Source organism: Stenotrophomonas sp. JAG2, assembly GCF_041080745.1.
Lineage (GTDB): Bacteria > Pseudomonadota > Gammaproteobacteria > Xanthomonadales > Xanthomonadaceae > Stenotrophomonas > Stenotrophomonas maltophilia_AA.
The window spans coordinates 41792-55557 of sequence record NZ_JBEUMH010000003.1; the positions used below are offsets into that span (position 1 = coordinate 41792).

General features: G+C 65.2%; 14 protein-coding genes. 12 read left to right on the plus strand and 2 right to left on the minus strand.

Features of this window, described 5'->3' with window-relative positions:
- Window positions 1-28: 28 nt before the first annotated feature.
- Window positions 29-823, minus strand: coding sequence for a cytochrome c biogenesis protein CcsA (locus tag AB9O74_RS04355; protein ID WP_346479572.1), 795 nt, complete (start codon window positions 821-823; stop codon window positions 29-31).
- Between the two features lie 130 nt (window positions 824-953).
- On the opposite strand from AB9O74_RS04355, the gene ffh reads away from it, so the two are divergent.
- From ffh to AB9O74_RS04400, 9 genes are all read left to right on the plus strand, one after another.
- Window positions 954-2333 carry a signal recognition particle protein gene (gene ffh, locus AB9O74_RS04360; RefSeq protein WP_019184491.1) on the plus strand — a complete coding sequence of 460 codons (1380 nt, stop codon included), beginning with the start codon at window positions 954-956 and terminating at the stop codon, window positions 2331-2333.
- 105 nt (window positions 2334-2438) lie between these two features.
- Window positions 2439-2873 (plus strand): hypothetical protein, encoded by a 435-nt coding sequence (locus tag AB9O74_RS04365; RefSeq protein WP_369348574.1) that lies wholly within the window; start codon window positions 2439-2441, stop codon window positions 2871-2873.
- A gap of 76 nt (window positions 2874-2949) precedes the next feature.
- Complete coding sequence (locus AB9O74_RS04370; protein ID WP_369348575.1) at window positions 2950-4026, plus strand: NAD(P)H-dependent flavin oxidoreductase; 1077 nt, start codon at window positions 2950-2952, stop codon at window positions 4024-4026.
- On the plus strand, window positions 4023-4811 hold the full coding sequence (locus tag AB9O74_RS04375) for an aminotransferase class IV family protein (RefSeq protein ID WP_369348576.1): 789 nt from the start codon (window positions 4023-4025) through the stop codon (window positions 4809-4811). Before AB9O74_RS04370 ends, AB9O74_RS04375 begins: the two co-directional genes overlap by 4 nt.
- 127 nt (window positions 4812-4938) lie before the next feature.
- Window positions 4939-5199, plus strand: a complete 261-nt coding sequence (rpsP, locus tag AB9O74_RS04380; RefSeq protein WP_017356068.1) for a 30S ribosomal protein S16 — start codon at window positions 4939-4941, stop codon at window positions 5197-5199.
- Between the two features lie 43 nt (window positions 5200-5242).
- Window positions 5243-5755, plus strand: coding sequence for a ribosome maturation factor RimM (gene rimM, locus AB9O74_RS04385; protein WP_369348577.1), 513 nt, complete (start codon window positions 5243-5245; stop codon window positions 5753-5755).
- Window positions 5756-5760: 5 nt separating this feature from the next.
- Window positions 5761-6519: a tRNA (guanosine(37)-N1)-methyltransferase TrmD gene (trmD, locus tag AB9O74_RS04390; protein ID WP_369348578.1), complete on the plus strand. Its 759-nt coding sequence runs from the start codon at window positions 5761-5763 to the stop codon at window positions 6517-6519.
- 154 nt (window positions 6520-6673) lie between these two features.
- On the plus strand, window positions 6674-7081 hold the full coding sequence (gene rplS / locus AB9O74_RS04395; protein ID WP_019184486.1) for a 50S ribosomal protein L19: 408 nt from the start codon (window positions 6674-6676) through the stop codon (window positions 7079-7081).
- Between the two features lie 85 nt (window positions 7082-7166).
- Window positions 7167-7544 (plus strand): DUF6404 family protein, encoded by a 378-nt coding sequence (locus AB9O74_RS04400; RefSeq protein WP_369348579.1) that lies wholly within the window; start codon window positions 7167-7169, stop codon window positions 7542-7544.
- Here the strand turns inward: AB9O74_RS04400 and AB9O74_RS04405 are convergent.
- Window positions 7541-9028 (minus strand): MATE family efflux transporter, encoded by a 1488-nt coding sequence (locus tag AB9O74_RS04405; RefSeq protein WP_369348580.1) that lies wholly within the window; start codon window positions 9026-9028, stop codon window positions 7541-7543. The genes AB9O74_RS04400 and AB9O74_RS04405 overlap by 4 nt on opposite strands.
- 248 nt (window positions 9029-9276) lie before the next feature.
- Between AB9O74_RS04405 and AB9O74_RS04410 the strand changes: the two genes are divergently transcribed.
- The 3 genes from AB9O74_RS04410 (at window position 9277) to AB9O74_RS04420 (ending at window position 13602) form a co-directional block, all read left to right on the plus strand.
- Window positions 9277-10707 carry an undecaprenyl-phosphate glucose phosphotransferase gene (locus AB9O74_RS04410; RefSeq protein WP_369348581.1) on the plus strand — a complete coding sequence of 477 codons (1431 nt, stop codon included), beginning with the start codon at window positions 9277-9279 and terminating at the stop codon, window positions 10705-10707.
- 191 nt (window positions 10708-10898) lie between these two features.
- Entirely contained in the window at window positions 10899-11333 is a 435-nt protein-coding gene (locus AB9O74_RS04415; protein WP_369348739.1) for a low molecular weight protein-tyrosine-phosphatase, read from the plus strand.
- 52 nt (window positions 11334-11385) lie between these two features.
- Window positions 11386-13602, plus strand: a complete 2217-nt coding sequence (locus AB9O74_RS04420) for a polysaccharide biosynthesis tyrosine autokinase (RefSeq protein ID WP_369348582.1) — start codon at window positions 11386-11388, stop codon at window positions 13600-13602.
- Window positions 13603-13766: the final 164 nt, after the last annotated feature.

Consider the following 13766-nt stretch of genomic DNA (forward strand, 5'->3'; position numbering starts at 1 on the left):
TAGGTGCCGACCGTTGGTCGGCACGCCTCTATCGGGTGCGCCCGAACACCAGCTCGATCACGAACTGGCTGCCGAAGAACGCCAGCAGCAGCAGCGCCATCGCGGTCAGGGTCCAGTGCACGGCCTTCGCGCCGCGCCAGCCATAGCGGCGGCGGCCGATCAGCAGGGTGCCGAACACGATCCAGGACAGGATGCTCAGCACCGTCTTGTGCACCAGCTTCTGGGCCAGCAGGTCATCGACGAACAGCACGCCGGTGACCAGCGTCAGCGTCAACAGTGCGAAGCCGACGGCGATCACCCGGAACAGCAGCGCTTCCAGGTCGGCCAGCGGGGGCAGGGCGCGCAGCCACGGGCGGAAATCGCGGCGGCGCAGGGCGCGCTCCTGCAGCCACAGCATGATCGCCAGCAAGGCGGCCACGCTCAGGGTGGCGTACGCAAGCAGGGCCATCCACGCATGCGTGGCCAGTTGCCAGCCCAGCGGCCGGCTCGGTGCGTGGCCGTAGGCGTGATAGATCCACAGCACGGCCGCGGCCATCGGGAACACCAGGACCCCCAGCGCGGCCATGCGCCCGCGCGCGGCCACCAGCGAGGTCAGCCACGCCATGCCCAGGCCGACCAGCGACAGGGCGGCGAAGAAGTGCATGTCCGGCCCGCCGCTGGTGCGCATCGCCACCAGCACGTGATAGCCGCCGTGCAGCAGCATCGCCGGCAGCGCCGGCCACAGCCAGGCCGGTGAGGTCACCGCATCATCGCGGACGACCGCGCGCACCAGCAGGCCGGTGGCGGTCAGGTACAGCAGGGTCGCGATGAGAACGATTGTCATCGTGTCAGTTTCGCATACCCCCGGGGTGCTGGCGATGCCCGGCGGGCCGCAGGCAGGGCCGGTCCGGGAGTCCGGGCGGAACCGTTATACTGGCGGTCTCATTGTCTTTTGTTCTGAACAGGTCGCTTCCATGTTCGAGTCCCTGACCCAGCGCCTCTCCGGCACCATCGAGCGGCTGCGCGGCCGCGGTCGCCTGACCGAGGAAAACATCCGCGAGGCCACCCGCGAGGTCCGCATCGCGCTGCTCGAAGCCGACGTCGCGCTGCCCGTGGTGCAGGCGCTGGTCGAACGCATCAAGGTGCGCGCGGTCGGCCAGGAAGTGCTCAAGTCGCTGACCCCGGGCCAAGCGCTGATCAAGGTCGTGCGCGACGAGCTGACCGCGGTCATGGGCTCGGCCGCGTCGGACCTGAACCTCAACGTGCCGGCGCCGGCGATCATCCTGATGGCCGGCCTGCAGGGTGCGGGCAAGACCACCACGGTGGGCAAGCTGGCCAAGCACCTCAAGGAAAAGCGCAAGAAGAAGGTGATGGTGGTCTCGGCCGACGTCTACCGACCGGCCGCGATCGAGCAGCTCAAGACCCTGGCCGACCAGGTCGGCGTGCTGTTCTTCCCGTCCACCGCCGACCAGAAGCCGGAAGCCATCGTCCGCGCCGCGATCGATGACGCCCGCAAGTCGTTCGTCGACGTGCTGATCGTCGATACCGCCGGTCGCCTGGCCATCGACGAAGCGATGATGGCCGAGATCAAGGCGCTGCACGCCGCAGTCAACCCGGCCGAAACGCTGTTCGTGGTCGACGCCATGACCGGCCAGGATGCCGCCAACACCGCCAAGGCCTTCGGCGACGCGCTGCCGCTGACCGGCGTGGTGCTGACCAAGACCGACGGTGACGCCCGCGGCGGTGCCGCGCTGAGCGTGCGCTACATCACCGGCAAGCCGATCAAGTTCGTCGGCGTGAGCGAAAAGCCGGACGGCCTGGACGTGTTCCATCCGGACCGTATCGCCAGCCGCATCCTGGACATGGGCGACGTGCTGTCGCTGGTGGAGCAGGTCGAGCAGCAGGTCGACAAGGACAAGGCGCAGAAGCTGGCCGAGAAGGTCGCCAAGGGCAAGAAGTTCGATCTGAACGACATGCGCGACCAGCTCGAGCAGATGCAGAACATGGGCGGCATCGGCGGCCTGATGGACAAGCTGCCGGGCCTGGGCCAGATCCCCGAGCACCTCAAGCAGCAGGTCAGCCAGGGCAAGGAAGTGCCGCGCATGATCGCGATCATCAACTCGATGACCAAGAAAGAGCGCCGCAACCCGGGCCTGCTCAACGGCTCGCGCCGCGCCCGCATCGCCCGTGGTTCCGGCCTGACCCCGGCCGACGTCAACAAGCTCATGAAGCAGTTCCAGCAGATGGAAAAGATGATGAGCAAGATGGCCGGCGGCGGCATGAAGGGCATGATGCGCAGCATGAAGGGGATGATGGGCGCCATGGGCGGCCGCGGCGGCATGCCGTTCCGCTGAGAAGGGCAATACAGGTTGCAAGCGTCATCGGGTGCTGGATTTGCCTCTTGTAGCGGGTCCGGCCGGCTGATTCACTGGTTCGCTTGAACTATCAAGGGAATGTTCGTGAAAAAGTTGATCGTGGTGATGGCGCTCGTCCTGTCCCTGGCCGCCTGCAAAGACGATGCTTCTGTATCGCAGAAGGCCGGCAGTGCGATCAGCGGGACCGCCGCCGATTTCGTCGCCGGGCTGGGCGAAGGTGTGGACAAGCGGATGACCGTGATCCTGCAGGCTGACCCGGCGCTGGCCACGCGTGGCTTGACGGTGACCCAGGGCAAGAGCCGTGGCATGGGCTCCAAGAATGCCGCTGTCTATGTGGTTGCCGACAAGCCGTTCAAGGGCAAGCTGGTGGCGCGCGCGCTGGATGGAGAGGGCACCGAGATCGGCCGGTCGGTGGTCGAGGAGGAGTTCGCCGCCGATGACGCACGCTATGTGAGCTTCACCTTCAACGAGGAAATGGACAGCCAGCTGGTGCGCACCTACGCACTGTCGGCGCGCTGAGTCCTGCGGGCGTGCATTCCGGGCAGGGACGGTGCGGCGTATGCTGGCACCGTCTCCTTCCACAGGTGCGCCGCGCGTGAATGGTTCCCCGCTTCTCGAACGCGCCGACAGCTTCTGTCGGCGTTTTGCATTGCAGACCCCGATCCTGCTGGCACCGATGGCCGGCGCCTGCCCGGTGCCGCTGTCGGCCGCGCTGGCCAACGCCGGCAGCATGGGCGCGATGGGCGCGGTGTTGTCGCAGCCGCAGGACATCGTGGCGTGGATGACTGATTTCCGCGCGCAGTCCACCGGCCCGGCGCAGGTCAATGTGTGGATTCCGGATCCGCTGCCGTCGCGCGATGCCGATGCTGAAACCGCGACACGCCGCTTCCTGGCGCAGTGGGGCCCGGAGGTGCCGGCCAGTGCCGCCGATGCGGGGCCGGCCGATTTCGATGCGCAGTTCGATGCCCTGATCCAGGCGCGCCCGGCGGTGGCGTCGACCATCATGGGGGTGTTCACGGCGGCACAGGTCCAGCGCCTGAAAGACGTGGGCATCGCCTGGATCGCCTGCGCCACGACCTTGTCCGAAGCGCTGGCCGCGCAATCCGCCGGCGCCGATGCCGTGGTCGCACAGGGCTTCGAAGCCGGCGGCCACCGTGGCGCGTTCAATCCCGAGGCGGCCGAGCGCCAGCTGGTCGGGCTGTTCGCGCTGCTGCCGCGGCTGGCCGACCACCTGGAGATCCCGGTCATCGCTGCCGGTGGCATCGCCGACGGTCGTGGCATCGCGGCGGCACTGACGCTGGGCGCGAGCGCGGTGCAGGTCGGCACGGCCTTCCTGCGTACCCCGGAGTGCCGCTTGGATCCGGCGTGGTCGCAGGCGCTGGCCGAGGCCGAGCCGGAAGACACCTGGCCGACGCGCGCCTTCAGTGGCCGTCTCGGGCGTGGCCTGGCGACGGCGTATGTGCGCGCCGCTGCTTCTCCTGACGCACCACAGCCGCGGCCCTATCCGGTGCAGCGTGGGCTGACTGCGCCGATGCGTGCGCAGGCGGGCCGCGACAACAACGTCGATGCAATGCAGGCCTGGGCCGGGCAGTCCGCGTGGATGGCCCCGGCACGCCCGGCGGCCGAGGTGCTGCAGCAGATGTGGTCCGATGCGAGGGCGCTGCTCGGATGACGCTCTACTGCAATGGCCGCGCCGCCAGCGCCGATGATCTTGCCGGTGCACTCACCAACTACGGCCATTTCACTTCGCTGCAGGTGCGCAAAGGCGCGGTGCAGGGGCTGGATCTGCATCTGCAGCGTCTGCAGGAGGGCACGGTGGAGCTGTTCGGCACCGCACTGGATCCGCTGCAGGTGCGCGCCTGGATGCACGACGCGCTGCAGGCCGAAGGTGCGGTCGATGCCTCGCTGCGGGTGACCGTGTTTTCGCGCCAGTTCGATTTCCGGCGGCCGCTGCAGCCCGTCGCCGTGGATGTGCTGGTGGCCGTTGCGCCGCCGGTCGATCTGCCGGCGATAGCGCGGCGACTGCGGACGGTCCGTTATCAGCGCGAGCTGCCGCACGTGAAGCATGTCGGCACGTTCGGGTTGTTCCAGCATCGCCGGGAGGCCTTGCTGGCCGGGGTGGATGACGCGCTGTTTTTCGGCGACGACGGCCTTGTCAGCGAAGGCACCACCTGGAACATCGCGTTCGCCTCGGGCAGCACGCTGGTCTGGCCGGAGGCGCGCGCCCTGCGCGGCACCCATGAGCGTCTGCTGCAGGCGGGGTGGGGCGGTGATCAGCAGGTGCGGCCTGTCGCACTGGCGGACCTGCCCGGATTCGATGCCGCCATCGCCTGCAACGCAGCCGGCCTCTGGCCGATCGCGGCGATCGATGGGGTCGTGCTGGCGAACTCGGAAGCGCTGTGCGCCAAGGCCCGTCAGGTGCTGGGGGCAGTGGCCTGGCAGCCGCTGGTGGCCTGAGCCGCCGGATCTGCAGGCCCTGTTCAGCTTTCCCGGTCTTCACAGGCTTGGAATGACCGGAGGCCGCCGCTATAATCGCCGGCTTACCGCGCCATCCTGGCGACTGGGCAATTGAGGAAACAACACCATGGTCAAGATTCGACTGACCCGCGGCGGCGCCAAGAAGCGTCCGTTCTACCACATCATCGTGACCGACTCGCGCAGCGCCCGTGATGGCCGCAACATCGAGCGCGTCGGTTATTACAACCCGGTTGCCCAGGGTGCCGAGTCCCGCATCGTGCTGGACCTGCCGCTGGTCGACAAGTGGGTCGCCAACGGCGCCCAGATGACCGACAAGGTTCGCAACCTGTACAAGGAAGCGACCAAGGCCCAGGCCTCCGCGGCCTGATCCTGAAGGGCCGCGCCTGCCGCGGCCCATTCGGTCCATACAGATGAAAGATACCGAGCGCCGGATCCTGCTGGGCAGGATTGTCGGCGCTTTTGGTGTGCGAGGCGAGATCAAGCTCGAGTCCTGGACCGAGCCGCGTACCGCCATTTTCCACTACCAGCCCTGGATCCTGCGGACCCCCGCCGGCCAGGAGAGCACGCTTACCGGTGCGCGCGGACGTCAGTCCGGCAAGCATCTCGTGGCCGTGTTTCCCGACATCACCGACCGCGATGTGGTCGAGGCGATGTACGGGACCGAAGTCTATGTCGCACGCAGTGCACTGCCGCCCCCGAAGTCCGACGAGTATTACTGGGTCGATCTGGAAGGTCTGCAGGTGCGCACCGTCGATGGCGTTGAACTGGGGCGGGCTTCGCACCTGTTCTCGACCGGCTCCAACGACGTGCTCGTGGTGCAGGGTGATCGTGAGCGGATGATTCCGTTCGTGCAGCCCGAGTTCGTCGTCTCGGTGGATTTCGAGGCCAACCTGATCGTGGTCGACTGGGATCCGGAGTTCTAGGCCGGATGCGTATCGACGTCGTCACGTTGTTCCCCGAGTTCATGGCGCAGTCGGCCGCGCTGGGCGTGGTCGGCCGTGCCGCTGAGCGCGGCCTGCTTGAACTGCACGGCTGGAATCCGCGTGACTATGCCGAAGGCAACTACCGCCGGGTGGACGACCGTCCATTCGGGGGTGGCCCGGGCATGGTCATGCTGATCGAGCCGCTCCGGGCCTGCCTGGCGGCCGCGAAAGCGGCCGATCCGGCGCCCGCGCCGGTGATCTACCTCAGTCCTCAGGGTAAGCCGCTGACCCAGGCCAAGGTCCGCGAGCTGGCGGCGCTGCCGCGGATGATCCTGCTCTGTGGCCGTTATGAAGGCATCGATGAGCGCTTCCTCGAGGCCGAGGTCACCGAGGAAATCTCGCTCGGCGATTACGTCCTGTCCGGCGGTGAGCTGGGCGCGGCGGTGATCGTCGATGCAGTGACCCGGCTGCAGGAGGGGGCCCTCGGCGATGCTGAATCGGCCGCCCAGGACAGTTTCGAAGGCCCGCAGGGTCTGCTGGACTGCCCGCATTACAGCCATCCGGCCCAGCATGAATGGGGCGCCGTCCCCGATGTGCTGCGCTCGGGCAACCATGCCGCCATCGCCCGCTGGCGCCGGCAGCAGTCGCTGCTGCGCACGGCGCTGCGGCGGCCGGACCTGCTCGACGAAGGCCAGTTGTCCAAGGCCGACCGCCTCCTGCTGGAGCAGGCGCGGCAGGCCGTGGCCAAGGATCCGACCCCCTAGCGCAGGGGCGGAATCTTGTTTACAATTCGGGATTGCCATCGGCCTTTTGGGCCCGTTGGTAGGATCCCTACAAAAAAACGTGCAGCACAGTCCGGTGACTGCATGAGCCCACGTTGTCGAACGACACGACCACCCGAACACTATCGGTGCACCCATGAGCAAGCTGAACAAATCCATCCTCTCGGACTTCGAATCCGCCCAGATCACCCGCGAGCTGCCGAAGTTCAGCCAGGGTGACACCGTCGTCGTTAACGTGAAGGTGAAGGAAGGCAACCGTGAGCGCGTCCAGGCTTACGAAGGCGTCGTCATCGGCACCAAGAACGCCGGCCTGAACTCCGCGTTCACCGTCCGCAAGATCTCGCACGGCTACGGCGTCGAGCGCGTTTTCCAGACCCACAGCGCCATCATCGACTCGGTCGAAGTGAAGCGTCGTGGTAAGGTCCGCGCCGGCAAGCTGTACTACCTGCGTGGCCTGGAAGGCAAGGCTGCCCGCATCAAGGAAGATCTGGCTGCTGCTGCGCAGGCCAAGGCCGCGCGCCTGGCTGCCAAGGCTGCCCAGTAATTCCCGGCCGACAACTCCGGTTGTCGCCTCAAACGGCCACCTTCGGGTGGCCGTTTGCATTTGTGGCCGCGTGATGGAGATGCGCATGAACCGTTATCCCGCCGATGTTCGTCACGCGCTGCAGGCCATGGCCGACGCCAATGTGCCTGTCGGCATGCGCGCACCGCCGATGCATCGGCTGTTGTGGCGCATGGGACTGCGCGTGCCGCCACCGCTGCTCGCCAGCTTCAGTGCCAACCTGTTCGTGATGGGCGGGCTGTTCGGCGTGTTGTGGGGTGTGTTGTGGCGTGCCTTGATGTGGCTGGTACTGGACCTTGGCTCACTTACGCTGGGTATCACCATCGGCAGTGCTGTCATGGCCGGGCTGTTGTTCGGCGTGCTGATGGCGCTGCTGATGCGCTACCAGCGCCGTCGCTACAAACTGCCCGCCTGGAAGACGCTCCTGCAGGGGCGCGCCCCTTAATCCGGCCGTGCGGTGCCCGCCGGGGCCGGCTGGAGCGGCGTGGTCGGGTTCGGGTCCGCCACCGGCGAGGGGGGCGAAGCGGGGACCTCGGCCGGTGCGGCCAGTTCCTCGCGGTGGCTGGGCAGCATGCGCGCCTTGCGCCAGCCGCCCCAGCGGTAATACGCCAGCGACATCAGCATCGCGCAGAACGAGCTGACCGGGAAACTCCACCACACCGCATCGGCGCCCCAGCGGTCCTGCAGCAGTTCGGCGAACGGCACGCGGATGCCCCACAGCGAGGCGGCCAGGATCAGCAGCGGCGGAATCACCGCGCCGGTCGAGCGCACCACGCCGGAGATCACGAAGTTCACGCCGAAGAACAGGAACGACCACACCGCGATGTGGTTGAGGTGGCGCGCCACTTCCAGCGCCTGGCTTCCCTCGGGCAGGAACAGGGCCAGCGTGTAGCGGTCGAGCAGGATCAGCGGCAGGATCAGCACGCCGGTCAGCAGGAAGTTGTAGAGCACGCCGCTGCGCGCAGTGCCGCGCACGCGGTCCCAGCGCTGCGCGCCGACATTCTGCGCGGCCATGGTCGAGCACGCTGCGCCGATCGCCATTGCCGGCATCTGTACGTACGTCCACAGCTGCAGCGAGGCGCCATATGCGGCGGCGGTGTCGGTGCCGTAGCTGTTGACCATGGTCATCATCAGGATCATGGACAGCGAGATCAGCACCATCTGCAGGCCCATCGGCACGCCCTTGACCACCAGGGCGCGCAGGATTTCGCCGTCGATCTTGAACAGCGCCATGTCCTTGCGCCCCAGCCACAGCGCGTGGCGCTTGTTGCGCATGTACCAGAGCAGGCCGAGCAGCGAGAGGGTCTGCGCGATCAGCGTGGCCCAGGCCGCGCCGGCGATGCCGAGCTGCGGGAAGGGGCCGATGCCGAAGATCAGCAGCGGGTTGAAGCCGATATCCAGCACCACCGAGAGCAGCAGGAAGCGGAACGGCGTGCGTGAATCGCCCACGCCGCGCAGCGCCGAACTCAGGAAGGCGAAGGCGTACAGCGTCGGCATCGCCAGGAAGATGATGCGCAGGTAGGCCTCGGCCAGCGGCAGGGATTCGGCGGGCGTGCCCATCGCCGCCAGCAGCGGGTGCGACAGCCACCAGCCGGCGATCGCGATCACGACGGACAGGCCGATGAAGAAGGTCGCACTGGTGCCCATCACGCGCCGGGCCTGGGGCAGATCGCGCGCGCCCATCGACTGGCCGATCAGGATCGAGGCGGCCATGCCGATCCCGAACACCGAGCCGATCAGGAAGAACATGATGTTGTTGGCGTTCGCCGTGGCGGTCAGCGCTGCCTCGCCAAGGAAGCGGCCGACCCAGATCGCATTCACTGAGCCGTTCATCGACTGGGCGATGTTGCCGGCCAGGATCGGCAGGGCGAACAGGAACAGATTGCGCCCGATGGGGCCGGTGGTCAGGTCAAGCGGCGCTTTGGCCATGTGGATGTCCGGGAGCAGGGAGCGGATGCAATGGATGTGCCACGCACGGTAGCTCAGTCGATGTTATCCGGGTGAATTCGCAGGACTTCCTGCGTATTCATAGGGTTGCGTGCGTTAAAGATTCCGATTGCGACAGCGGTGTGGTATAAAATTGACGCACATTCATCCACCTATCTAGGGTCTCCACCCGCCTCGCGCCGTAATACCGTCTCAGGAGAGTGCTTTTGTTACATGGATCGTTGGGCGGCGTGCAGGACGGAAAGACGTTCCTGCACCGTACGCTGGAAGCGAAGGCTGCGCTGGATGCGCTCTTCAAGGTAGGTGATCTGGTCATCGCGATGCTGGCAGCCGCGGTGGCCTATGTCATCCATTTCGGCATGGTGGCGATCAGTCCGCATGAGCGCTCGATCATCGGGCTGGTGATGCTCTACGGCCTGCTGTGCTTCTCGCTCTCGCCTCTGTATCGCCAATGGCGCAGTCGGCCATTCCTGCGCTGCGTGGGAATGCTCCTTCTGGTTTGGACGGGCGTCTTCTGCCTGTTCGCCACCCATGCGCTGGTGGTCGGCTCGAGCGACAGCGTCCCGGTCCCTTGGCTGCTGACCTGGTTCATTCTCGGCTACGCCGGCCTGGCCGGGTGGCGGATCGTGGTGCGCGCGCGCATGCACGTGCTGCGGGCCAAGGGCATCGACCGGCAGCGGGTCGTGGTGGTCGGCCTTCGAGCCCCCGTGCTGAAGTTGCACCGGCATCTCAAGGCCCGCAACGGCAGCGGCATCGAGATCATCGGCTACTTCGCTTCGCACGAAGATATTCCCACGCCCCGGCATAGCGACAAGCCGCGCAAGCTGGGGGCCTTGGACGCGCTGGACACCTACCTGAGCGCGAATCACCACAACATCGAGCAGGTGTGGGTGTCGCTGCCGCTGTCCGATACCGGTGAAGTCAAGAAGCTGCTCAAGCTGCTGGAGCGCTACCCGGTGCCGGTCAAGCTGGTGCCCGACATCCATGGCTTCAGCATGCTCAACCCCACCGTCGAGCAGATCGGCCCGGTTCCGGTCATCAATCTCCGGCAGGGCTTGGCCAAGGGCAACTACATGGTGGCCAAGCGCGTGGAAGACCTCATGGTGGCCAGTATCGCCGTGCTGGCACTGATGCCGCTGTTCCTGGTGCTGGCCATCGGCGTGAAGCTCAGCTCCCCGGGCCCCGTGCTGTTCCGCCAGCGCCGGCACGGGCAGGGCGGCAAGGAATTCTGGATGCTCAAGTTCCGCTCCATGAAGATGCACCAGGAGTCCGTGGGCACGATCGTCCAGGCGACCCGTGGCGATCCGCGCGTCACCCGCTTCGGCGCCTTCCTGCGGCGCACCAGCCTGGACGAGCTGCCCCAGTTCTTCAATGTCCTGGGAGGCAGCATGTCCGTCGTGGGGCCGCGTCCCCATGCGGTGCAGCACAACAACCACTATGAGCGCCTGATCGAGCGTTACATGCACCGCCATTACGTCAAGCCTGGCATCACCGGCTGGGCCCAGGTGCATGGGCTGCGGGGCGAGACTCCGGAACTGCGGTCGATGAAGAAGCGCGTGCAGTACGACATCGATTACATCCGGCGCTGGAGCCCGGGCCTGGACATGGCCATCATCGTCATGACGGTCGCCAAAGTGCTGGGGCAGAAAAGCGCCTACTAGGTCACGTTTCCCCGCGATCGTGGGCGCTCAAGACGCGCTGCGATCCAAAAATTCTTGGGAAATCCTGCCCTTGCGGGCGATCCTCGACCCTCGGGTCCGGGCCTTGGGGTATCCTGTTGGTTTGGGCGCGCGGGCGAAATTCCGGCCGTGCACGACATTCCTGTTACGGGAATGCATCAGGATTGGAAGTTGTGTTCAAGCATATTCTCTTTGTGTGTGTCGGCAACATCTGCCGTAGTCCTTCTGCCGAAGTCATGCTGCGGAACGCCCTTGGCGACCGGGGCATCCAGGTTTCCTCGGCCGGACTGGGAGCGCTGGTGAATCATGGCATCGATGCCACTGCCCAGGCGCTGCTCGTCGAGCATGGCCTGGACGGGACGGCCCATCGTGCGCGACAGATCAGCCCTGCCATCCTGTCCGCCGCCGACCTGGTGCTGACCATGGAGCGCAAGCACGTCAAGCGCATCACCGAGCAGGCGCCGGAAGCTTCTGGAAAGACCTTCCTGCTGGGCAAGTGGCAGAACGACCGCGATATCCCCGATCCCTACCGCCAGCAGCGACCGGCCTTCGAACACGTCTACAAGCTGATGGCTGAAGGCGTGGAGAGCTGGACGCGTTACTTGTAACGCAGTCGCCGACATCGAATCACTTCAATACTTCGAGCAAAGTTCTTCACCTATGACGAGTCAAGATTCCCGAGCCGCCACGGCCGCTGCGGATGAAATCGATCTGCGCCATCTGCTAGGCGCCCTGGTTGACCAGAGATGGTTGATTATAGGTATTACCGGGATATTCTTCGCGGCGAGCGTTGGCTACGCGCTTCTTGCGACTCCAATTTATCGCGCCAATGCCTTGGTTCAGGTCGAATCGAAGGTCCCCTCGGTTCCCGGCTTGGCAGATATTGGCCAATCGCTTGGCATTGGCAGTGGCAAGGCCGCGGCCACGACCGAGATCGCGCTTATTACGTCGCGTTCCGTTGTTGGCAGCGCAGTTGACGAACTCAACCTGGACATCGACGTCCAGGCGGTTCGCTTTCCCGTGTTGGGGTCGTTCCTGGTCCGCCGGGCTGAAGCAAAGTCGCCTGGTACCCTTGCTCCGCCCTGGTTGGGGATGAACAGCTATGGATGGGGCGGAGAGTCGCTGGAAGTTTTTCAGCTGCAGGTTCCTGATCGGCTTCTGAATCAGCAGATGACGCTTCTGGCCGGAGAAAAGAAGGGCGCTTTCACGCTGGAGAACAGTGATGGCGGCGTGCTCCTGGAAGGTCACGTTGGCGAGCCTGCCGAGCGAAATGAAGTGAAGATCCAGGTAAGCAAGCTCGATGCGAACCCGGGTACGCGTTTCAAAGTAACCAAACTCCGGACGCTGAACGTGATCAGCGACCTGCAGGACCAGGTGCAGGTGATCGAGTCCGGAAAGGACTCCGGCATCCTGTCGCTCGGATACGAGCATCCGAACCCTCTCGCCGCACAGGAGTTCCTGCAGCATGTGGCGCAGGCCTACGTTCGTCAGAACGTGGAACGCAACTCGGCGGAGGCGTCGGCGCAGCTGACATTCGTCAAGGAGCAGCTGCCGAACGTCCGCAGGCAGGTCGATGCTGCGCAGGCATCGATGAGTGCATACCAGACACGAGTCAATTCCGTTGACCTGACGCTTCAGACGAAGGGACTTCTGGATCAGGAAGTGACGGTTGAGGGTGGCATCCAGCAGCTTCGGTTGCAGCAGGCGGAGATGGACCGCAAGTTCACCCGGGATCACCCCGCATACCAGGCGCTCGTTCGTCAGATCAGTCAGCTGGAAGGCCGCAAGGCCAGCTTCCAGAATCAGGTTAAAAAACTGCCGGATGCTCAGCAGGAGATTCTGCGCTTGACCCGTGATCTCCAGGTCAGCAATGAAATGTATACGGCCCTGCTCAATCAAGCTCAGCAACTCGACGTTGCGCGAGCAGGCACTGTGGGCAATGTGCGCATCGTCGACGCAGCGGCCGTAGATGCGACAAGTCCCATCAAGCCCCGCAAGTCGCTGGTCGTTCTGATCGGCACGCTGCTCGGTGGCTTCATTGCGGTAGCCGTCGTCCTCCTCCGCCAGTTGCTCAATCGCGGTATCGAGGACCCCGCACAGATCGAGGAGCTGGGGCTCCCTGTGTACGCGTCCATCCCCACCAGTACCAGCCAAGAGTCTGACTCGGTCCGTGGACGTGGGCCGGGCGACGGCAAGGTGCACGTCCTGGCAATCAAGGATCCGGCTGACCTGGCTGTCGAGGCGATCCGAAGCCTTCGCACGAGCCTTCATTTCGCTCGTCTGGAAGCCAAGAACAACGTCGTGCTGATCTCGGGCTGCAGCCCGCATGCGGGTAAAACCTTCGTGTCTGCAAATCTGGCCGTTGTCATGGCCCAGGCAGGGCAGAAGGTCCTGATCATCGACGCCGACATGCGAAAGGGTACGTTGCATAAAGCGTTCGGCATGAAGCAGACGCCTGGACTGTCCGACATTCTGGTAGGGAAGGCATCGTTCGAGCAGGGCATCCGCGCAATGCCGGGGTTGGAGGCACTCAGCTTCATCTCCCGCGGCGAGGTGCCGCCCAATCCGTCCGAGCTCTTGATGCACGAGAACTTCACTTCCTTGCTCGAGCAGGTATCCCGGAACTACGACCTGGTGATCATCGATACGCCCCCGATCCTGGCGGTCACTGACGCTGCGGTCATCGCGCACCATGCCGGCACCAGTCTGCTCGTTACGCGATTCGGCTTGAACCAGCCGCGTGAAGTGGAGCTCGCCAAAAAGCGTTTCGAGCAGAACAATGTCAAGTTGAAGGGAGCAATCTTCAACGCCGTCGAACGTCGGACGACCGGCTACTACAGCTATGGCTATTACCAGTATCAGTCCACCGAGGACTGATACTCGGATTCTGCTGGGGCAGGGATGAATCCTCTTCAGCAGCGAGTGCCAAGCCTTCAACGAAGCCGGTATGCGGGCTCAGGCTCGCCATCCGCGAATTTGCCATCCACCCCGGTGTGCGCTCCCGGGGCAGCGCGATCCAGTCGCTACGCGCCGCCAAGTCA